Below are 20,419 nucleotides of genomic sequence, written 5' to 3'. Positions count from 1 at the left end.
AGCAGTTTTTATATTACAGGTAAGCGGATTGCGAATATCCGATTGACAAATTATTTGGAAATATCCAAAATACAGATGAAAAATGGAGTATATTTTTACATTATAAAAAGCCGGCAGAATTAATTCCACCGACTTTTTATGTGTATTTTTTATGGGGTAGTTAACGAATTAAAAATTAAACAATACCCTGAGCTTTCATAGCATCTACAACTTTCTCAAAGCCTGCGATGTTAGCACCTACAACGTAGTTGCCTTCCATTCCATAACGTTTGGAAGCATCATCAACTTTGTTGAAGATGTCAACCATGATCTGATGAAGTTTTGCATCAACTTCTTCAGCTGTCCAGGAAAGTCTTGCAGAGTTCTGGCACATTTCCAGCGCGGAAGTAGCAACACCACCGGCATTAGCAGCTTTACCAGGCATAAATGTTACGCCGTTTGCCATAAGATAATCTGTTGCTTCACGGGTAGTAGGCATGTTAGCACCTTCTGCAACATATTTGCAGCCGTTTGCGATAAGAGTTTTAACGGCGTCAAGATCAAGCTCGTTCTGTGTTGCGCATGGAAGATAGATATCGCATTTGATATTCCAGATACCTTTTCCTTCTGTGTAAGTAGCGCCTTCAACACGATCAGCATATTCTTTGATACGTCCACGTTTTACTTCTTTGATATCTTTAACGATGTCAAGTTTGATTCCTTCCGGATCATAGATATATCCGTTGGAGTCGCACATAGCAACAACTTTACCGCCAAGTTCAGTAGCTTTTTCTACAGCGTAGATAGCAACGTTACCGGAACCTGTTACGATAAGAGTTTTACCGGAAATTGTATCGTTTTTAGCTTTAACCATCTCGTCAAGCATATATACAAGACCATATCCTGTAGCCTGTGTACGGATTAAAGATCCACCATAGGAAAGACCTTTACCTGTGAGAACACCTTCATATAATCCACGGTTTCTCTTGTACTGTCCGTACAGATAACCGATCTCACGTCCGCCTACACCGATATCACCTGCAGGAACGTCCATGTCAGCGCCGATATATTTGGAAAGCTCTGTCATAAAGCTCTGGCAGAATGCCATAACTTCTCTGTCAGATTTTCCTTTAGGATCGAAGTTGGAACCACCTTTACCGCCGCCGATTGGAAGACCTGTAAGAGAGTTCTTGAAGATCTGCTCAAAACCTAAGAATTTAAGAATTCCCTGGTTTACTGACGGATGGAATCTTAAACCACCCTTGTATGGTCCGATTGCGCTGTTGAACTGTACACGATAACCCTTGTTTACCTGTACAACACCTTTGTCATCTACCCACGGAACACGGAAAGAAATGATTCTTTCTGGCTCAACAAGACGCTCCAGAATGGAAAGTTTGCGGTATTCTTCTTCATTTTTGTCGATTACGACTTTAAGGGAGTCTAAAACTTCCTTTACTGCCTGATGGAATTCAGGCTCATTTGGATTCTGTGCTACGACTCTCTCGTATACCTCTTCAGTATAAGACATAATGATTTCCTCCTCGTCGATCGTTTAAGTTATAATTTTTAAATCGACGTTATTATACACTAAAGTGTTACAAATGGAAAGAGCCAAATGAAATTTTTTTATAAAAATTTTGTGAACAAATTTTGACTTGATAAAAAAAGTTAAATATGAGAAAATGTTAAGAATCATCCATATGATATTGGTCACTATAATTTCTGTAACATTTATGAGCCAGTAGCGAAAGCGGATTGCGAATATCCGATTGACACATGATCTGGTGAAAGAAAAAACAGTTTATATAAAATATAGACCAGATGGAAAAAAAATGCTATACTTTTATTAAATAGCTGAAAGCAGTTATTGTTTTAAGGTTACTGTTCACACACCACTATTCCGCGAGGTGTTTTGGCATGAATATGCCAAAATCCCGAGACATACAAGCCAAAATTCCATTGCCGCAGGCAATCTGGAATGAATTTTGGCTACGTTACTGTGAATGGAGTGAACAGTAACGTTTTAAGGTTTCGGTTACGATTCATTCTATACTTGTTATACCCGGTAACTTGCGGGATATTAGCAGTGAAAAGTAACATTATCGATCAGTATCTCATAACAGATCAGGGATGAAGAGGGGGATTTATTATCGACAAAATTGTGAAGAAAGGGGATTTAATTACATGGCGGGATTTAAAATGAAAGTAACACCTGAAATTGAAAATCTGACTGATATCTGCAAGGAGCATACAAGTCTGGATCTTTCTCTGTATGGAAAATATGATGTAAAGAGAGGTCTGCGTGACATCAATGGAAAAGGCGTTCTTGCGGGGCTGACACAGGTTTCCAATGTCAAAGCTACAAAGATCGTAGATGGTAAAGAAGTTCCATGTGCAGGCAGTCTTTCCTACAGGGGATACGATATTAAAGAACTGACAAAGGGCTTTATTGAAGACGACAGATATGGGTTTGAAGAAGTTACATATTTGTTGTTGTTTGGGAAGCTTCCTGACAAGAAGCAGCTTGCTGATTTTACAGAGCTTCTGGCTGATCAGCGGTCACTCCCGACAAATTTTGTCCGCGATGTTGTAATGAAAGCACCAAGTAAGGATATTATGAATGCTCTTTCAAGAAGCGTGCTCACATTATATTCTTATGATACAAATCCAGATGACACGTCATTGCCAAATGTACTCAGACAATGTCTGAATCTTATCAGTGTATTTCCACTGCTGTCTGTCTATGGTTATCAGGCCTATAACCATTACATAAAGGGAAAGAGCCTTTATATCCATAATCCGAAGAAAGAACTTTCAACGGCAGAGAACATTCTGAGAATGTTAAGACCAGATAAGAAATACTCACATCTGGAAGCGAAGATTCTGGATATTGCACTTATTCTTCATATGGAGCATGGCGGAGGTAATAACTCTACATTTACAACTCATGTTGTCTCTTCATCAGGAACCGATACTTATTCTGCGATTGCGGCAGCACTTGGATCCTTAAAAGGACCAAAACATGGCGGCGCAAACATTAAAGTTGTCAAAATGTTCAATGATATGAAGAAAGAAGTTAAGGACTGGAAAGATGAAGACGAAGTCCGTGCATACTTAAAAAAACTTCTTCATAAAGAAGCATTTGATCAGAAAGGACTGATCTATGGTATGGGACATGCCATCTATTCTGTATCTGATCCGCGAGCCGAAGTGTTTAAAACTTATGTGGAAACACTGGCAAGGGAGAAGGACAGAATGAAGGATTATGGTCTGTATTCTATGGTAGAACGTCTGGCACCGGAAGTAATTGCAGAGGAACGTCGTATTTATAAAGGGGTAAGTGCCAATGTGGATTTCTACAGTGGCTTTGTCTACAGTATGCTGGATCTTCCGCTTGAGCTGTTTACGCCGATGTTTGCAGTTGCGCGTATCGTAGGATGGAGTGCTCACCGAATGGAAGAGCTTATCAATGCTGACAAGATCATTCGTCCTGCATATAAGAACGTTCTGGAACCGGCGGTATACGTTCCACTTAATGAGCGTTGATCGTAAAAAATACAAATAAAGGAATAGCTGCAAATGTTTAAATGTTTTTTTCCGGATGAATATGTGGATTCTACTTATGTGATTGACTTTGATAATCTGTATGCGCAAGGATACAGGGGGCTTTTATTTGATATAGATAATACTTTAGTACCCCATGGCGCACCGGCAGATGAGAGAGCATGCGCATTGTTTGCACATTTGAAGGAACTTGGCTTTAAGTGTTGTTTCCTGTCGAATAATCAGTATGAAAGAGTTTCCTCTTTTAATGATGCGATAGGAGAATATTTCATAGAAGATGCACACAAGCCTTCAACGAAGAATTATATCAGGGCGATGGAACTTCTTGGAACTGACAGGAGTAATACGATTTTTGTGGGAGACCAGCTGTTTACTGATATATTTGGAGCGAAACGTGCAGGAATCCGTAATATTCTGGTGAAACCACTCAATCCGAAAGAAGAGATTCAGATCGTACTTAAGAGATACCTTGAAAGAATTGTGCTATATTTTTACCGTAAAGAGGAGGGGAATTCATGAACCATATTGTTATCATAGGATTTATGGGTTCAGGAAAAACAAAAGTAGGAAAACGTCTGGCAAAGGATTTTAATCTGCCGTTTATAGATGTTGACCGCGTAGTAAGTAAAAAGATGAACCTTACAATGAAAGAGATTTTTGAAAGATTTGGAGAACCATTTTACAGAGCACTTGAGACTACTGTAATTAAGGCTTTAATCGATGATCCGGAACTGAAGGTTATTTCACTGGGAGCCGGACTGCCGATGCAGGAGCAGAATGCCAAATATATCAAGAAGCTTGGGACTGTGGTATATCTGAAAGGATCTTACGCTACATTGAAGAAGAGACTGGAGAATTCCAGCAATAATCCTTTGATCGAAGGTGAAGATAAAGAAGACAAGATCAAGAAACTTCTGAAACAAAGAGATCCGGTTTATGCGAAGTTTGCGGATGTTGAGATGGTCACAGGAGACAAGCCTTTTGAGGATCTGATCGCCCAGCTTGAAGAAAAATTAAAAACATATGTAAAAAATAGTTGAAAAAAGCGTCGGAATATTATAAAATTAAATAAGAGTGTGTCACGAAGATGAAGAATGAGAAAGACACACACTTTGAACCGGCTGTTGCTGTAAATGCCATTTCAGAATGAAAACCGGCGGGAAACAGCATCGCTGAACTTGTACTATTAAGGAGGAAATATAACTATGATTTCAGCAGGTGATTTCAAAAACGGTATCACACTTGAAATTGACGGAAACGTATGTCAGATTGTTGAATTCCAGCACGTAAAACCAGGAAAGGGTGCTGCTTTCGTAAGAACAAAATACAAAAATATCATCACAGGAGCAGTTCTTGAAAAATCTTTCCGTCCTACAGAGAAATTCCCGGCAGCACGTATCGAGCGTGTAGATATGCAGTATCTGTATGATGATGGTGATCTGTACTATTTCATGAACGTAGAGACATATGATCAGGTTGGTCTTACAAAGGATCAGGTTGGCGATTCTCTTAAATTCGTTAAAGAGAACGAAATGGTTAAGATTTGTTCCCATAACGGAAACGTATTTGCTATCGAGCCACCTCTGTTCGTAGAACTTGAAGTTACTGAGACAGAGCCAGGATTCGCAGGAAATACAGCACAGGGCGCTACGAAACCGGCTACTGTAGAAACAGGTGCACAGGTTCAGGTTCCGCTGTTCGTTAACCAGGGCGATAAACTGAAAATCGATACAAGAACAGGAGAATATCTCTCCAGAGTATAATTGCAGGTTATCATTAAGGATTTGCGGTTATAAGAACGTAATCAGACTGCCATCGGTGAAGACCGGTGGCAGTTTTTGTATAGGAGGAATGAAGTGATGGAATACGTAACACTTGGAAAAACAGGATTAAAAGTTTCCAGAATGGGGCTTGGTGGAATCCCGATTCAGAGAATTGATGCAGAAGGAACAAAAAGTCTGCTACATAAACTGGCAGATCAGGGTGTGAATTATATTGATACAGCCAGAGGCTATACAGTAAGTGAAGAGTATCTTGGATATGCGTTAGAAGGCATCAGAGATAAATTTGTACTTGCAACAAAGTCTATGGCGCGCACAAAAGAATCTATGGCGGCAGATATTGAGAAGAGTCTTCATAATCTTCGCACAGATTATATTAATCTGTACCAGGTACACAATCCAAGTATGGAGCAGTTGGATCAGGTGCTGGCAGCAGGCGGTGCTCTTGAGGCATTACAGGAAGCAAAGGCGGCAGGCAAGATCGGACATATTGGATTAACTGCACATTCAACAGAAGTATTTGCACGTGCGCTGGAACTGGACTGGGTAGAGACGATTATGTTCCCATATTAATATCGTAGAGAGTCAGGGTGAGGAACTGATTGCAAAATGTAAAGAGAAAAATATCGGATTTATTGATATGAAACCACTGGCAGGAGGCGCTATTGAGAATGGAACACTGGCACTTCGCTATATCTGTGCCAATAAGAATGTCACAATCGTAATTCCTGGAATGGCAGAAGAGAAGGAAATGGAAGAAAACATCAAAGCCTGTCTTGATTCTTCTCCGTTAAATGAGAAGGAATTGAAAGAAATTGAAGAAGTCAGAGAACAGCTTGGCACAAATTTCTGCCGCAGATGTAACTATTGTGCTCCATGTAGTGTGGGAATCGATATTTCGGGTGTGTTCCTGTTCGCAGGATATCTTAACCGTTACGGACTGGGAGACTGGGCAAGAAACCGTTACAGTTCTCTTGCAGTGAAGGCTTCCGCCTGTATAGAATGCGGCAAATGTGAAACCAGATGTCCGTACCATCTGCCAATTCGCGAAATGTTGAAAGAATGTGCACAACAGTTTGGTGAATAAAAAACATCCACAGGGAATTACCCTGTGGATGTTTTTATGGACCTGGCGGGAATTGAACCCGCGTCCGAAAGCCTATTCATTAAGGCATCTCCCATCACAGTCGCTGTTTTAACATTCCCTCGGATGTACGCCCACCGACAGGCTTACAACCTTAGTAGCTTCATAATACATCTACCGGGGCAAAGCTTACCCGGCAAGGTTTCTCACATAGTCGACGCCAGATTCCTGAAGTGTGAGTGCATCAGGGCTGACGAGCAGCAATTAGGCTGCTAACGCGTACTGTTCGTCTGCGTTTATATTTAGGTTCCCGGTTGGTACGCAGTCCAGGAGTCTGCGGATGGCTTCCCCAACTTCAAAGCCCCCGTCGAAACCAGTACAAGCCCTGAATATGACTCTTGCTACGCTGTCCTTTTATAAAACTGCACTGGTGGTAAGACGAAAGCGTGTTTCTTAATGTTGGCATATATTATATGCCAGATGAATTTAATTATATGAAAGAATTTAAACGCTGTCAAGTCTATTTTTGCTAAAATTTCTTTTTGTTTCTTTTGTATGTTCACAAAACCTACATAAATCTTTGCTATAGTACCGTTATAGAAAATTACAGATGATTGTTCATATTTCAATTTCATATAAAATGAACAATGATTTAGCTGATGAAAGAAGAAGCAGCAGGGTAGGATACGAGCTGCTTTGAAAGATAAAAAAGAAAACGGAGGAGATAAAGATGGATGCATTGAAAATCCTGGTGGTAGATGATGAAAGTCGTATGAGAAAACTGGTAAAGGACTTCCTGACAAAGAAGAATTTTCAGGTGCTTGAAGCAGGTAACGGTGAGGAGGCTATGGATATCTTTTATGAAGAAAAGGATATCGCGCTGATCATTCTTGATGTCATGATGCCGAAGATGGACGGATGGGAAGTCTGCCGTGAAATCCGTAAAAATTCAAAGGTGCCGATCATTATGCTGACAGCGAGAAGCGATGAGAGAGACGAACTACTCGGATTTGATCTGGGAGTAGATGAATATATTTCCAAGCCATTCAGCCCGAAGATTCTTGTGGCGAGAGTAGAAGCAATTCTCCGACGTACCGGTCAGAGTAATCCGGAAGATGTGCTTTCGGCAGGTGGTATCGTGATAGACAAAGCCGCACATCTGGCTACCGTAGATGGCAATCCGATGGAATTAAGCTTCAAGGAATTTGAACTTCTGACTTATTTCCTGGAGAACGAGGGAATAGCTCTTTCCAGAGAGAAGATTCTTAATTCTGTATGGAATTACGACTACTTCGGAGATGCCCGTACCATTGATACCCATGTCAAGAAACTCAGAAGCAAAATGGGTGACAAAGGTGAATATATCAAAACTGTATGGGGCATGGGTTATAAGTTTGAGGTAGACGAATGACAGTAAATGAGAATACAGGTGAGAAAGGGCTTCCAGGTGAAAAAACTGATGAAAAAGAAATTCAAAAGAAATTAAAGAATGAGTCAGCGCCTGCTGAAAAATCACAAAAAAATAAGAAACGTATGAAACGAGTCAAAGCTAAAAAATTTCATTCTCTGAAGCATCAGATTTCAGTGTTGTTTATAGGATTGCTGTTATTATCTATTTTCGGCATTACTCTGATTAACGGTCTGTTTCTTGAAAAGTATTACGTGTCCAAGAAAGTGGAAGCACTAGAAGAAGCAAAAGTACTTTTATCCCAGATGAATCTGGATGATATACTAGAATATGACACAGATTCGGGAGAAGACACAAAAGAAGCAAAAGCTGAGATTCCGGATGAGATTGAATGGAACAGTTCCAGAAATAACCTTACGTGGATCATTGTAAATGAGGAGAACAGTGGATATTATTACTGGGGCGAGAATAATATGGCCAAGATGCTCCGAAGTAAATTATTCGGATATGTGAATGATCTTGATAAGGATATGGAGCGCAGCCGTATTCTCAAACAGACAGATACCTGTACTATGTGGCAGGTACATGACCGATTTGCAGGTATGGAATATGTAGAATGTTGGGGGCAGTTTGATAATGGCTATTATTTTCTGATCCGTTCTCCACTGGAAAGTATAAAAGAAAGCGCTGCTATTTCTAATAGTTTTTATTTTGTTGTAGGAGCGATCATAGTTGTGATCAGCGGATTGATCATTCTGGTAGTAACAAGTCGTATTACCCGACCAATCAGTGAACTGACAAAGTTATCAGAAAAGATGTCGGATCTTGATTTTGAGGCAAGATATCAGAGTTGGGCGGGAAATGAGATTGATGTACTTGGTGATAATTTCAACAAGATGTCCAGAAAACTGGAAAGTACGATTTCTGAACTGAAATCGGCAAATAACAAATTGCAGAAGGATATTGAAGATAAGATCAAGATTGATGAAATGCGTAAAGAATTTCTGGATAACGTATCACACGAGCTGAAAACTCCGATCGCGTTGATTCAAGGCTACGCAGAAGGTCTGAATGAAAATATTTCCGATGATCCAGAGAGCAGAGAGTTTTACTGTGAAGTTATCATGGATGAAGCATCCAAAATGAATAAACTGGTAAAGAATCTGTTGACCTTAAATCAGCTGGAATCCGGTAAACATGCTCCGGTGATGGAGCGCTTCGATATTGTATCTCTGATAAAAGGAGTGATCGGCTCTATGCACATTGTGATTGAGCAAAAAGAGGCAACAGTGATTTTTGAAGAGACAGAGCCCGTATACGTCTGGGCAGATGAATTTAAAACGGAAGAAGTTGTAACAAATTATACAAGCAATGCGTTAAATCATCTGGATGGAGAACGTAAGGTGGAAATCAAAGTACTCCATGAGGGTGACTGCGTAAAAGTGACGGTATTTAACACAGGAACTCCGATTCCGGAAGAGGATATTCCAAATCTCTCGGAAGAAATTCTATAAAGTAGATAAAGCACGTACAAGAGAGTATGGCGGAAGCGGCATTGGACTTTCGATTGTTGAGGCGATCCGTTGAGGGCATGAACCAGAAGTATGGCGTATGTAACTATGATAACGGTGTTGAGTTCTGGTTTACGCTGGATTGCAGACAGTAAGAAATTAAGAGAACATTGTCAGATGATCTTTCCTGTAAAGTAAAAGACCTGTCTTTCAGTCAGAAGTATGCGACAATGCCGATAACTAATGAATAGTAGCAGATGACTGAAATAAAAGAAAATAAAGAAACAAAAACAGACAGTTGCAAAGAAATTATACTTTGCAACTGTCTGTTTTTGGGTTATACTGTATTGTAGCTATGCAAATATAGCGGGCGGATATTCTTATCCGCCGGATCTGAATCAAAGGTAAAACAGACAGTTGATTCAGTTTGACAGGTACTCTGAGGTATACTTGGATTACTATATAATGAGGAAAAAGATAATGATATAGGAGGACAACATGATAGCGATAATCGATTACGACGCCGGAAATATCAAAAGCGTGGAAAAAGCACTTCATTATCTTGGAGAAGAAACAATTGTAACCCGTGATCCGCAGACTTTATTAAGTGCAGATAAAGTGATTCTGCCGGGAGTGGGAAGTTTTGGGCAGGCTATGGAGAATCTCCATACATATGGACTTGTACCGGTGATTCATGAGATTGTAGAGAAAAAGATACCATTTCTTGGAATCTGCCTTGGACTTCAGCTCCTTTTTGAAAGCAGTGAAGAAACCCCTGGTGTAGAGGGACTTGGAATCCTGAAAGGTAAAATCGTTAAGATTCCACCGGCAGCAGGACTTAAGATTCCGCATATGGGCTGGAACTCTCTGCATCTTCAGAATAATGGCAGATTGTTTGAAGGAATTCCGGAACAGACCTATGTATATTTTGTTCATTCCTATTATTTGCAGGCAGAGGATCCTGAAATCATAAAAGCAACGACAGAATATAGCACCTGCATTCATGCATCTGTAGAGAAAGACAATGTATTTGCGTGTCAGTTTCATCCGGAAAAGAGCAGCAAATGGGGACTGAAAATACTTAAGAATTTTGCTGCTATCGGAAAAACAACAGAAACTGACGAAAAGGAGGGAAGATAAATGTTTACAAAGAGAATTATTCCCTGCCTGGATGTAAATAATGGACGTGTGGTAAAGGGCGTTAATTTTGTTCAGCTTCGTGATGCCGGTGATCCGGTGGAGATTGCGAAGGCTTATGATGCGGCGGGAGCAGATGAACTGGTATTTCTGGATATTACAGCATCCTGCGAACAGAGAGACACCGTCGTAGATATGGTAAGACGTGTAGCTGCCAATGTATTTATTCCTTTTACAGTAGGCGGCGGAATTCGTACAGTAGATGATTTCAAGAAGCTGTTAAGAGAAGGCGCGGATAAAATTTCTGTAAATTCTGCGGCTATCGACAGACCGGAGCTTATCAGTGAAGCGGCAGATAAATTCGGAAGCCAGTGTGTTGTAGTTGCCATTGATGCCAAGAGAAGAGAAGATGGCGGCTGGAATATCTACAAACATGGTGGAAGACTGGATACAGGAATCGATGCTGTAGAATGGGCGAAGAAAGTGGAAGCCCTTGGCGCAGGTGAGATTCTTCTTACCAGCATGGACTGCGATGGAACGAAAGCGGGATATGATCTGAAACTTACCAGAGCAATCGCAGATGCAGTATCCATTCCGGTGATCGCATCAGGCGGTGCAGGTACATTGGAGCATTTTTATGATGCGCTTACAGAAGGAGGAGCAGATGCTGCGCTGGCTGCGTCTTTGTTCCATTATAAAGAACTGGAGATTTCACAGGTTAAGGATTACCTGGCAGACAGAGGAATTTCCGTGAGAAAGTAGAAAAGAGGTATCATAGTTATGTCAGCTATTACAGGTGACTGGCTGGAGGCATTGAAAGGTGAATTCCACCAGCCGTATTATGCCAAGCTTTATAAAACGGTAATGTCTGAATATCAGACAAGAAAGATTTTTCCACCGGCAGACGAACTGTTTAATGCGTTTCACTTTACGCCTCTTCATGAGGTGAAGGTAGTGATTCTGGGGCAGGATCCGTATCATAATGACGGACAGGCACATGGATTATGCTTTTCTGTAAAAAGAGGAGTAGAGACACCTCCGTCGCTGGTGAATATTTATCAGGAGCTCCATGATGACTGTGGATGTTATATTCCGAATAACGGAAATCTGGAGAAATGGGCGAAGCAGGGTGTGCTTCTTTTGAACACAGTTCTGACAGTACGTGCACATCAGGCTAACTCACACAGAGGAATTGGCTGGGAACAGTTTACAGATGCCGCGATCCAGGTTCTGAATGAACAGGATCGTCCAATCGTATTTTTGTTATGGGGACGTCCGGCACAGATGAAGAAATCCATGCTGAACAATCCGAAACATCTGATCCTGGAAGCACCTCATCCAAGTCCATTATCTGCTTACAGAGGATTCTTTGGGTGTAAGCATTTCAGCAAAACAAACGAATTTCTGATTGCCAACGGTCTGGAACCGATCGACTGGCAGATAGAAAATATATAAGAAAAGAGGTAATGTGTAGAACCAGAAGAAAGACACACAGCAACAACATGAATCAGAAAAATAATTTAGTAAAAAATGCATCCTTTCTGATGATTGCGGCAATGGTTTCCAAGGTAATCGGGCTGCTGTATAAGAGTCCGCTTTCCAACATTATCGGAAGCCTTGGAATGGGATATACAAGTCTTGCGCAGAATGCGTACATGATTCTTCTGATGATCGCGTCATTCAGCATTCCGCAGGCAGTATCAAAACTGATTTCCGAGCGCATTGCTCTGAAAGATTACAGGAATGCGCATAAGTTCTTTAAGGGAGCTATGATCTATGCGATGATCGTTGGAGGTGCAGTAGCACTGTTTTGTCTCTTCGGGGCAGGATTGATTATTCCAAGCAATCAGAAAGATGCAATTCTTGCGCTGCAGATCCTTGCGCCGACCATTTTCCTGTCCGGAATTCTGGGCGTGTTCAGGGGATATTTCCAGGCATATAGAAATATGATGCCTACATCTATTTCTCAGATTATTGAACAGGTATTTAATGCGGCAGTTAGTCTTCTGGCAGCCTGGGGATTTATCAACGTATTTGCGGATGGAACAGAGAACAGCATTGCGAAATGGGGAGCTGCGGGATCTACAGTAGGAACAGGAGCCGGTGTGGTCACCGCATTGATTTTTATGCTTCTGGTATACGGCGTGAATCGTGGAAAGATTATGCATCGTGTAAACAGAGATCATAAGCACCAGGAAGAGTCATATAAAGATATTTTCCGCGTGATCGTACTGGTAGTTTCGCCAATCATCCTCAGCGCATTTGTATATAATGTCAATGCATATATTAATGGATATCTTTTCTCAGATATTCTTGGCAGAAGAGGCGGAGACGCAACACAGATTGGCATTCTCTATGCAGAATACGCAACTTACTTTATGACGATCATTAATATTCCACTGACCTTATCCAGTACAGCGCCGACTTCTATGATTCCTGAAGTATCAGCGTTGTATGCTACAGGAGATATTGAGGCAACCAGAGAATGTATCGATCAGACGGTGCAGCTTTCTATGGTAGTTTCTGCGCCATGTGCGATGGGACTTGCAGTACTTGCACAGCCAATTGTATTCCTGCTTTATGGAAATTCCACAGGGCTTGCAGCGAATCTGCTCATCCTTGGATCATTTTCCATTCTCCTAAACGGAATGTCAAATATTTCCAATGGTGTTCTACAGGCAATCGGACAGCAGAAGATTCCGGTTATCACAGCTGCAATTGCATTGGTTGTGGATATCATTGTGGTAGTGGTATTGCTGTTTACGACAAACCTGGGAGTTTATGCACTGCTGATTGCGATGGTGATTTATTCTATCGTTGTATGCGTGCTGAATGATCTGGCAATGAAGAAATATCTGCAGTACAAGAATCCATGGAAAAAGGGTTACCTGTATCCGATTCTTGCATCTGTTCCAATGGGAATCGTTGCAGGATGCATCTGCTATGGATTGAATATTTTTGTGAAATCCAACTTCATCTGCCTGATCGTTTCGATTCCAATCGCGGCAGTTGTTTATCTGCTTGCTTATCTGATCATCAGTAAGCCATCAGAGGCAGAATTGAGAAGAATACCGGGAGGAAGCTATCTTGTAAAAGTTGCTGAGAAACTTCCGTTCTGGCAGAATAATAATTAAATAAAAGTAAAAGAGCTGTATTCCAGATACTGTCACATTTCTACGCAAGAATATAAAACAGATATCTGTGTGATACAGCTCTTTTATTTGCTTAACAGATATAATTTAAATAGGGAAATATTATTTCAACTGGAAAATAAATGAATATAAAAGCCCTTATTATCTGCCGGTTATTTCTTCTGTGCTTTTTTCAGATTTTTCTGAGCAGTGGAGAGCATCAGTTTGATTCGGTTCGAGCTGGTTAACTTCGCTGGCGCCTGGATCATAGTCGATGGCTACAATGTTTGCTGTAGGATATTCGCGGCGGATTTCTTTGATAACACCCTTACCCACAATATGGTTCGGCAGACATCCGAAAGGCTGGATACAAACAATATTCGGAACATCTCCATGGATCAGTTCCATCATCTCTCCTGTCAGGAACCATCCTTCACCTGTCTGGTTTCCGGTGGAAACGATCGGAGATGCCATTTTTGCCAGATCTCTGATATCAGCAGGCGGTGCGAAATGACGGCTCTGCGCAAGGGCTTCGCTTGCAGGCTTTCTCACCCATTCGATTGCTTTGATTCCCCAGTTTGCCATGGTTGCCTTGGACTTCTTGAAGCCAAGATTTTCTACCTTGAAGTTCTGGTTATAGAAACAGTAGCACATGAAATCGATCAGATCCGGTACAACTGCCTCAGCACCTTCAGATTCCAGAAGCTCTGCCAGATGATTATTTGCAGCAGGCAGGAACTTGACAAGGATCTCACCTACGATGCCGACACGAGGCTTCTTCACATCGCTGATCGGAATTGTGTCAAATTCATGAACCATTTCACGGCACATTTTCTTAAACTGGCTGTGGCTGACACTGCTTCCGCTTAAGAAAGAAATCACACGCTGTTCCCAGATTTTGTGCTTTCTGTTTACGATTCCCTCTTCCAGTTCGTAAGGACGCATACGGTATACGCATTTCATCAGGATATCTCCGAATACGGCACCGTACGCAACTTTTTTCACCAGTGGAAGGGTAAGTTTGAATCCCGGGTTGCTTTCCAGACCACTTAAGTTGACGGAAATAACCGGAATCTGCTCCATACCGGCTTTCTTTAACGCGCGGCGGATAAATGCAATGTAGTTGGAAGCACGACATCCACCGCCTGTCTGTGACATGACAACGGCTGTCTTATTCAGGTCATATTTGCCGGAAAGCAATGCATCCATGATTTGGCCAACCACGATCAGAGACGGATAGCAGGCATCATTATTTACGTATTTCAGACCTACATCTACGGCGTGTTTGTTATCGTTTGGAAGTACTTCCAGATTATATCCGCAGGAATTGAAAGCTGCCTGTAAAAGGCTGAAATGGAACGGCGACATCTGCGGACAGAGAATCGTATAATCCTTTCTCATTTCCTTTGTGAAGGATACTTTATCAATAGAAGCCGGTTTGATATTACGTTTCTGTCCTTGAGCTTTCTTTGCACGGATCGCAGCGTATCAGGGAGCGGATACGGATCCTTGCTGCACCGAGGTTGTTTACTTCATCAATCTTTAAGCAGGTATAGATTTTGTCGCTTCCGTCGAGAATTTCATAAACCTCGTCAGTAGTAACAGCATCCAGACCACATCCGAAGGAGTTGAGCTGAATCAGGTCGAGGTCATCACGAGTCTTAATGTAGTTTGCGGCTGCATACAGTCTGGAATGATACATCCACTCGTCATTTACACGAATCGGACGTTCTATAGGTGCCAGATGAGAGATGGAATCCTCAGTAAGTACAGCGATTCCATAACTGTTGATCAGATCCGGGATGCCGTGATGGATTTCGGGATGAATGTGGTATCGGCGTCCTGCGAGAACAATACCGTGACGGCCTGTTTCCTCCAGATATTTCAGAGTCTCCTCGCCCTTTTTCTGCACATCGCGGCGGGCAGCAGCCATTTCTTCCCATCCTTTATGTGCCGCAGCTTTGACTTCTTCAACCGGGATATCCTTGAATTCCTCTATCAGACGCTTGGTCAGGATTTCCTCAGAGGTAAACGCAAGGAACGGATTGCGGAAATCAATGGACGGATCATTTAATTCATCTACATTGTTCTTGATATTCTCTGCATAGGAAGTAACAATCGGGCAGTTGTAATGGTTGACTGCATCCGGAAATTCGTTACGTTCATATGGGATACATGGGTAGAAAATAAATTTCACACCATTTCGGATCAGCCATGTCACATGACCATGTGCAAGTTTAGCCGGGTAACATTCGGACTCACTTGGGATGGATTCAATTCCCAGCTCGTAAATCTTTCTGGTGGAAGTAGGTGAAAGAACAACCTCGTACTTCAGTTCTGTAAAGAAAGTATACCAGAAAGGATAATTTTCAAACATATTCAGAACACGCGGGATACCTACCTTGCCTCGCGTTGCCTTGTCAGCACTGAGAGGTGTGTAGGAGAAAATACGTTTATATTTATATTCATAAAGGTTCGGAATATGATCTTTGTTTTTCTCTTTGCCAATACCGCGTTCACAGCGGTTACCGCTTACATACTGGCGGCCTCCGGAGAACTTGTTGATAGTCAGACGACAGTTATTGGTACATCCGCGGCAGTTTGCCATGGAAGTTGTATATTTCAGCTCATTGATTTTGTCAATGGAGAGCATAGTAGTTTCTGAGCCTTCCTGATGGCGCTCGCGGGCAATCAGTGCGGCACCGAAGGCACCCATGATTCCGGCGATATCCGGGCGGATGGCCTCGCAGTTGGCAATTTTTTCGAAACTTCTCAGAACTGCATCATTGTAGAAAGTACCACCCTGTACAACGATGTGTCTGCCAAGTTCGGAAGCATCAGAAACTTTGATAACCTTATAGAGCGCATTTTTGATAACAGAGTAAGCAAGACCTGCGGAAATATCGGAAACCTCAGCTCCCTCTTTCTGTGCCTGCTTTACCTTGGAATTCATGAAAACAGTACATCTGGTACCAAGATCAATAGGATGCTGTGCAAAAACAGCAGCTTTTGCGAAATCCTGTACTGTATAATTCAGGGATTTGGCAAAGGTTTCAATGAAGGAACCGCATCCGGAGGAACACGCTTCATTCAACTGTACGCTGTCAACGGTCTTATTGCGGATTTTGATACATTTCATATCCTGTCCGCCGATATCCAGGATACAGTCTACCTCAGGGTCAAAGAAAGCAGCTGCATAGTAATGAGATACGGTTTCAACCTCGCCCTCATCCAGGAGCAGGGCAGCCTTGATCAGAGCCTCGCCGTAACCTGTAGAGCAGGAATAAGCAATCTTTGCATCTTTGGGAAGCAGTTCGTAAATCTCTTTAATAGAACGGATGGTAGTTTTTAACGGGTTTCCGTTGTTGCTGCTGTAGAAAGAGTAGAGAAGTGTTCCGTCTTCGCCTACCAGCGCAGTTTTGGTTGTGGTGGAACCTGCATCAATACCCAGATAGCAGTTTCCTTTATATGTAGCCAGATCTCCTGTTTTTACCTTATAGGAACTCTGACGTTTTGCAAATGCATCGTATTCTTCCTGAGAAGTGAAAAGCGGTTCCATACGTTCTACTTCGAAATCCAGCTTAATGGAATTGCGGAGTCTGTCTTTCATTTCTGTCAGGGAAATGGAGTTGTCTTCTTTTGCATTTAATGCAGAACCAATGGCTGCAAAAAGATGGGAGTTCTCCGGAATGATAGTGTGTTCCTCATCCAGCTTCAAAGTACGGATAAAGGATTCTCTCAGTTCGGACAGGAAGTGGAGCGGACCACCCAGGAATGCAACATGTCCACGAATGGGTTTTCCACAGGCAAGACCGGAAATAGTCTGGTTTACAACTGCCTGGAAAATAGAAGCTGACAGATCCGGTTTGGTTGCACCGTCATTGATCAGCGGCTGGATATCAGTTTTGGCGAAAACACCGCAGCGTGCAGCAATCGGGTAGAGTGCCTTGTAATCTTTGGCATATTCATTCAGACCTGTTGCATCTGTCTGGAGAAGAGAAGCCATCTGGTCGATGAAAGAACCGGTACCGCCTGCACAGATACCGTTCATACGCTGTTCTACATTTCCGTTTTCGAAATAAATGATCTTGGCATCCTCGCCGCCAAGCTCAATGGCAACATCTGTCTTTGGTGCCAGCTTCTGCAGAGAAGTAGAAACTGCAATAACCTCCTGGGTAAAAGGAACGCCCAGATGATTGGCAAGGGTCAGACCGCCGGAACCTGTGATCACAGGATGGAGAGTCATCTCACCATACTGATCAAAGGCCTCCTGAAGAAGGTCTGCAAGGGTTTCCTGAATGTTCGCAAAATGACGCTTATAATCCGCGAAAATGAGATTTTCATTCTCATCTAAGATCGCGATCTTTACAGTAGTGGAACCAATGTCAATTCCAAGTGTTTTGTAATTCATAAAGTAAATTCAAGCCTCCTCGTATTGTATATAAACAAAGTTGAAATTTTCCTGTTACTGTTCATGCTGATATCATGCAAAGCGTGTTGCCGGACATGAAGTAAACAGTAAAAATCTATCCTGTTCTTTCCTATTAAATACCTGTTTCCAGATATGGAATATTCCGTAATATTATACGCTAATGGTCTGGAAAAGACAATATAAAAGTTTACCAAGGTTTGAGTGAATTGCAGTTGAAAATTCAGCTATTTCAAGATATAATAAAAAAAGTAATTTTTATCAAGAGGAGAAGAAAAATGGCAGAATATAAACTTCTGAAAACAGAGGGGCGTGCCAAACGTGCGGAGTTTCATACAGTGCATGGTACGATCCAGACTCCTGTTTTTATGAATGTGGGAACGATCGGTGCGATTAAAGGCGCTGTATCCACTATGGATTTACAGCAGATCGGAACACAGGTAGAATTATCAAATACTTATCATCTTCATGTGCGCCCGGGTGATAAAATAGTAAAGCAGTTAGGTGGCCTTCATAAATTTATGGTATGGGACAAACCAATCCTTACAGACTCAGGTGGATTCCAGGTATTTTCCCTTGCAAAGCTGAGAAAGATCAAAGAAGAGGGAGTCTATTTTAACTCCCATATTGACGGACATAAGATCTTTATGGGGCCGGAAGAGAGTATGCAGATCCAGTCCAATCTTGCCTCCACTATTGCCATGGCATTTGATGAATGCCCCAGCAGTGTGGCTGACAGGGATTATGTGCAGAAATCCGTAGACAGAACCACACGATGGCTTGCCCGCTGCAAGGCAGAGATGGCAAGACTGAACAGTCTGCCGGATACCATTAACAAAGAACAGCTTCTGTTTGGAATCAACCAGGGCGCTGTTTATGAAGATATCCGTATTGAGCATGCCAAAGCGATCTCTGAAATGGATCTGGATGGCTATGCTGTCGGTGGTCTGGCAGTTGGAGAAACCCATGAAGAGATGTACAGGATCCTGGATGCGGTAGTCCCTTATCTTCCTCAGAATAAACCTACTTACCTGATGGGCGTGGGAACACCGGCCAATATTCTGGAAGGTGTTGAACGTGGAATTGATTTCTTTGACTGCGTATATCCAAGCCGTAACGGTCGTCATGGACATGTATATACCAATCATGGAAAGATGAATCTGTTCAATGCAAAATATGAACTGGACACACGTCCTATCGAAGAGGGCTGCCAGTGCCCTGCATGCCGGCATTACAGCAGAGCCTATATCCGTCATTTGTTGAAAGCAAAGGAAATGCTGGGAATGCGTCTCTGTGTACTTCACAATCTGTATTTCTATAATCATATGATGGAAGAGATCCGAGATGCTCTTGATGCAGGAAACTTCGCAGAATATAAGAAAATGCGGCTGGAAGGCTTTGAAGAGGGCAAAATAAACTCGAAAAGATAATCTGTATATAAAATAATTATTAAATATGCCAAAAACTCTTGAAGTAAAGCGGTTTTTTGTGTATGATGTGTAGTGACGCTTTAACCGGATTGTTCTGTATGAAATACAAGGATTCGTACGGAAAGTAACGGAGATTATAAGTGGATTGCAAAGCAGCTCTTCAGTATGAGCAGCCGTCAGGACGGTCTGTAAATATGTGATGGACTGCAAATATGCAGAATAACAGGATAAGTTACAGGAGGAATCAAAATGGACGCATCAAGCGGAATGGGTATGGTTGGCGCTATTGTCTGGATGGTAGTACTGTTTGGAATTATGTACTTCTTAATGCTTCGCCCTCAGAAAAAAGAGCAGAAGAGACTTCAGGCAATGTTAAATGACATGGAGGTTGGCGACAGCATTGTTACTACCGGCGGCTTTTATGGAGTTGTCATTGACATGACAGAAGAAGATGTGATCGTAGAATTCGGTAATAACAAAAACTGCCGTATTCCAATGAGAAAACAGGCAATCGCTGAAGTTGAAAAAGCCGGAAGCGCTGCCGAATAATGAAAGAGATATAAAAAAGCAGAACCTATAGTCAGTGATGACTGTGGTTCTGCTTTTTTTATAATAAAATGTCCGGAAAAAAACACTTTTATATTTTTTCACTTTAATAGGTTGAAATCTGTCGGAAAGTGCGTTATTATAATAACAATTACGCAATTAGAGTATTTTTGGAGGAAATTATTATGGATTATAAGATTGCATTGATCCCCGGCGACGGAATCGGACCGGAAATCGTAAGAGAAGCAAAGAAAGTACTGGACAAGGTATGCGAGAAATATGGACACAGCTTTTCCTATTCAGAAGTTCTGTTAGGCGGTGCATCCATCGATGTACACGGCGTACCCCTTACTGATGAGGCAATTGCCACTGCCAAATCATCAGACGCCGTACTGATGGGCTCTATTGGCGGAGAT

Annotated in this window: 15 protein-coding genes, 1 other RNA gene and 2 pseudogenes; 15 read left to right on the top strand and 3 right to left on the bottom strand. The window is 42.0% G+C overall.

Annotation, left to right across the window (positions count from 1 at the left end; translation table 11 throughout):
- Positions 1-175: 175 nt before the first annotated feature.
- Positions 176-1,510 (bottom strand): NADP-specific glutamate dehydrogenase, encoded by a 1,335-nt coding sequence (gene gdhA / locus AC058W_RS17180; RefSeq protein ID WP_117677032.1) that lies wholly within the window; start codon positions 1,508-1,510, stop codon positions 176-178.
- A gap of 656 nt (positions 1,511-2,166) precedes the next feature.
- Here gdhA and AC058W_RS17175 point away from each other — a divergent pair.
- The 6 genes from AC058W_RS17175 to AC058W_RS17150 all read left to right on the top strand — a co-directional run bounded on the left by AC058W_RS17175 (position 2,167) and on the right by AC058W_RS17150 (position 6,414).
- Complete coding sequence (locus tag AC058W_RS17175; RefSeq protein WP_117677033.1) at positions 2,167-3,528, top strand: citrate/2-methylcitrate synthase; 1,362 nt, start codon at positions 2,167-2,169, stop codon at positions 3,526-3,528.
- A 33-nt stretch (positions 3,529-3,561) separates the two neighbouring features.
- Positions 3,562-4,065: a YqeG family HAD IIIA-type phosphatase gene (locus AC058W_RS17170; protein ID WP_117677034.1), complete on the top strand. Its 504-nt coding sequence runs from the start codon at positions 3,562-3,564 to the stop codon at positions 4,063-4,065.
- Positions 4,062-4,586: a shikimate kinase gene (locus AC058W_RS17165; RefSeq protein ID WP_117677035.1), complete on the top strand. Its 525-nt coding sequence runs from the start codon at positions 4,062-4,064 to the stop codon at positions 4,584-4,586. The genes AC058W_RS17170 and AC058W_RS17165 overlap by 4 nt, the downstream gene beginning before the upstream one ends.
- 165 nt (positions 4,587-4,751) lie before the next feature.
- Positions 4,752-5,309 carry an elongation factor P gene (gene efp, locus AC058W_RS17160; RefSeq protein WP_008703519.1) on the top strand — a complete coding sequence of 186 codons (558 nt, stop codon included), beginning with the start codon at positions 4,752-4,754 and terminating at the stop codon, positions 5,307-5,309.
- A 96-nt stretch (positions 5,310-5,405) separates the two neighbouring features.
- On the top strand, positions 5,406-5,900 hold the full coding sequence (locus tag AC058W_RS17155; protein WP_479390404.1) for an aldo/keto reductase: 495 nt from the start codon (positions 5,406-5,408) through the stop codon (positions 5,898-5,900).
- Positions 5,901-5,967: 67 nt separating this feature from the next.
- On the top strand, positions 5,968-6,414 hold the full coding sequence (locus AC058W_RS17150) for an aldo/keto reductase (RefSeq protein ID WP_479390403.1): 447 nt from the start codon (positions 5,968-5,970) through the stop codon (positions 6,412-6,414).
- A 34-nt stretch (positions 6,415-6,448) separates the two neighbouring features.
- Here AC058W_RS17150 and ssrA read toward each other — a convergent pair.
- Positions 6,449-6,797: a transfer-messenger RNA gene (ssrA, locus tag AC058W_RS17145) on the bottom strand.
- Positions 6,798-7,141: 344 nt separating this feature from the next.
- Here ssrA and AC058W_RS17140 point away from each other — a divergent pair.
- The 6 genes and pseudogenes from AC058W_RS17140 to AC058W_RS17115 all read left to right on the top strand — a co-directional run bounded on the left by AC058W_RS17140 (position 7,142) and on the right by AC058W_RS17115 (position 13,601).
- Positions 7,142-7,822: a response regulator transcription factor gene (locus AC058W_RS17140; RefSeq protein ID WP_117677037.1), complete on the top strand. Its 681-nt coding sequence runs from the start codon at positions 7,142-7,144 to the stop codon at positions 7,820-7,822.
- Positions 7,823-7,944: 122 nt separating this feature from the next.
- Positions 7,945-9,485 (top strand): annotated as a pseudogene (locus AC058W_RS17135) (sensor histidine kinase).
- Between the two features lie 343 nt (positions 9,486-9,828).
- Complete coding sequence (gene hisH / locus AC058W_RS17130; protein ID WP_117844212.1) at positions 9,829-10,470, top strand: imidazole glycerol phosphate synthase subunit HisH; 642 nt, start codon at positions 9,829-9,831, stop codon at positions 10,468-10,470.
- A complete protein-coding gene (gene hisF, locus AC058W_RS17125) occupies positions 10,471-11,229 on the top strand; it encodes an imidazole glycerol phosphate synthase subunit HisF (protein WP_117677039.1) in 759 nt (252 codons plus the stop codon). It begins immediately after the preceding gene.
- Positions 11,230-11,247: 18 nt separating this feature from the next.
- The gene (gene ung / locus AC058W_RS17120) at positions 11,248-11,922 is read left to right on the top strand and encodes a uracil-DNA glycosylase (protein ID WP_117677040.1); all 675 of its coding nucleotides are present in this window, start codon (positions 11,248-11,250) and stop codon (positions 11,920-11,922) included.
- A gap of 47 nt (positions 11,923-11,969) precedes the next feature.
- Positions 11,970-13,601: a putative polysaccharide biosynthesis protein gene (locus AC058W_RS17115; RefSeq protein ID WP_294435766.1), complete on the top strand. Its 1,632-nt coding sequence runs from the start codon at positions 11,970-11,972 to the stop codon at positions 13,599-13,601.
- A gap of 170 nt (positions 13,602-13,771) precedes the next feature.
- On the opposite strand, the pseudogene AC058W_RS17110 reads toward AC058W_RS17115, so the two are convergent.
- A pseudogene (locus AC058W_RS17110) lies at positions 13,772-18,009 on the bottom strand (acyl-CoA dehydratase activase-related protein).
- A gap of 296 nt (positions 18,010-18,305) precedes the next feature.
- On the opposite strand from AC058W_RS17110, the gene tgt reads away from it, so the two are divergent.
- The 3 genes from tgt to AC058W_RS17095 form a co-directional block, all read left to right on the top strand.
- The gene (tgt, locus tag AC058W_RS17105) at positions 18,306-19,457 is read left to right on the top strand and encodes a tRNA guanosine(34) transglycosylase Tgt (RefSeq protein ID WP_117844209.1); all 1,152 of its coding nucleotides are present in this window, start codon (positions 18,306-18,308) and stop codon (positions 19,455-19,457) included.
- 249 nt (positions 19,458-19,706) lie between these two features.
- Positions 19,707-20,006 carry a preprotein translocase subunit YajC gene (gene yajC / locus AC058W_RS17100; protein ID WP_117844208.1) on the top strand — a complete coding sequence of 100 codons (300 nt, stop codon included), beginning with the start codon at positions 19,707-19,709 and terminating at the stop codon, positions 20,004-20,006.
- Positions 20,007-20,188: 182 nt separating this feature from the next.
- Positions 20,189-20,419 (top strand): isocitrate/isopropylmalate family dehydrogenase (locus AC058W_RS17095; protein WP_479390402.1); only part of this gene is annotated, 231 nt, incomplete at its 3' end.

Source organism: Blautia sp. CGZ-1-C1 (assembly GCF_056504575.1).
This window is presented reverse-complemented; position numbering and strand designations above follow the sequence as displayed.

What these genes read in the sequence shown, in the direction of transcription:
- gdhA (WP_117677032.1), bottom strand. Translation starts at nt 1,510, where the DNA reads ATGTCTTATACTGAAGAGGTATACGAGAGAGTCGTAGCACAGAATCCA.
- AC058W_RS17175 (WP_117677033.1), top strand. Translation starts at nt 2,167, where the DNA reads ATGGCGGGATTTAAAATGAAAGTAACACCTGAAATTGAAAATCTGACT.
- AC058W_RS17170 (WP_117677034.1), top strand. Translation starts at nt 3,562, where the DNA reads ATGTTTAAATGTTTTTTTCCGGATGAATATGTGGATTCTACTTATGTG.
- AC058W_RS17165 (WP_117677035.1), top strand. Translation starts at nt 4,062, where the DNA reads ATGAACCATATTGTTATCATAGGATTTATGGGTTCAGGAAAAACAAAA.
- efp (WP_008703519.1), top strand. Translation starts at nt 4,752, where the DNA reads ATGATTTCAGCAGGTGATTTCAAAAACGGTATCACACTTGAAATTGAC.
- AC058W_RS17155 (WP_479390404.1), top strand. Translation starts at nt 5,406, where the DNA reads ATGGAATACGTAACACTTGGAAAAACAGGATTAAAAGTTTCCAGAATG.
- AC058W_RS17150 (WP_479390403.1), top strand. Translation starts at nt 5,968, where the DNA reads ATGAAACCACTGGCAGGAGGCGCTATTGAGAATGGAACACTGGCACTT.
- AC058W_RS17140 (WP_117677037.1), top strand. Translation starts at nt 7,142, where the DNA reads ATGGATGCATTGAAAATCCTGGTGGTAGATGATGAAAGTCGTATGAGA.
- hisH (WP_117844212.1), top strand. Translation starts at nt 9,829, where the DNA reads ATGATAGCGATAATCGATTACGACGCCGGAAATATCAAAAGCGTGGAA.
- hisF (WP_117677039.1), top strand. Translation starts at nt 10,471, where the DNA reads ATGTTTACAAAGAGAATTATTCCCTGCCTGGATGTAAATAATGGACGT.
- ung (WP_117677040.1), top strand. Translation starts at nt 11,248, where the DNA reads ATGTCAGCTATTACAGGTGACTGGCTGGAGGCATTGAAAGGTGAATTC.
- AC058W_RS17115 (WP_294435766.1), top strand. Translation starts at nt 11,970, where the DNA reads ATGAATCAGAAAAATAATTTAGTAAAAAATGCATCCTTTCTGATGATT.
- tgt (WP_117844209.1), top strand. Translation starts at nt 18,306, where the DNA reads ATGGCAGAATATAAACTTCTGAAAACAGAGGGGCGTGCCAAACGTGCG.
- yajC (WP_117844208.1), top strand. Translation starts at nt 19,707, where the DNA reads ATGGACGCATCAAGCGGAATGGGTATGGTTGGCGCTATTGTCTGGATG.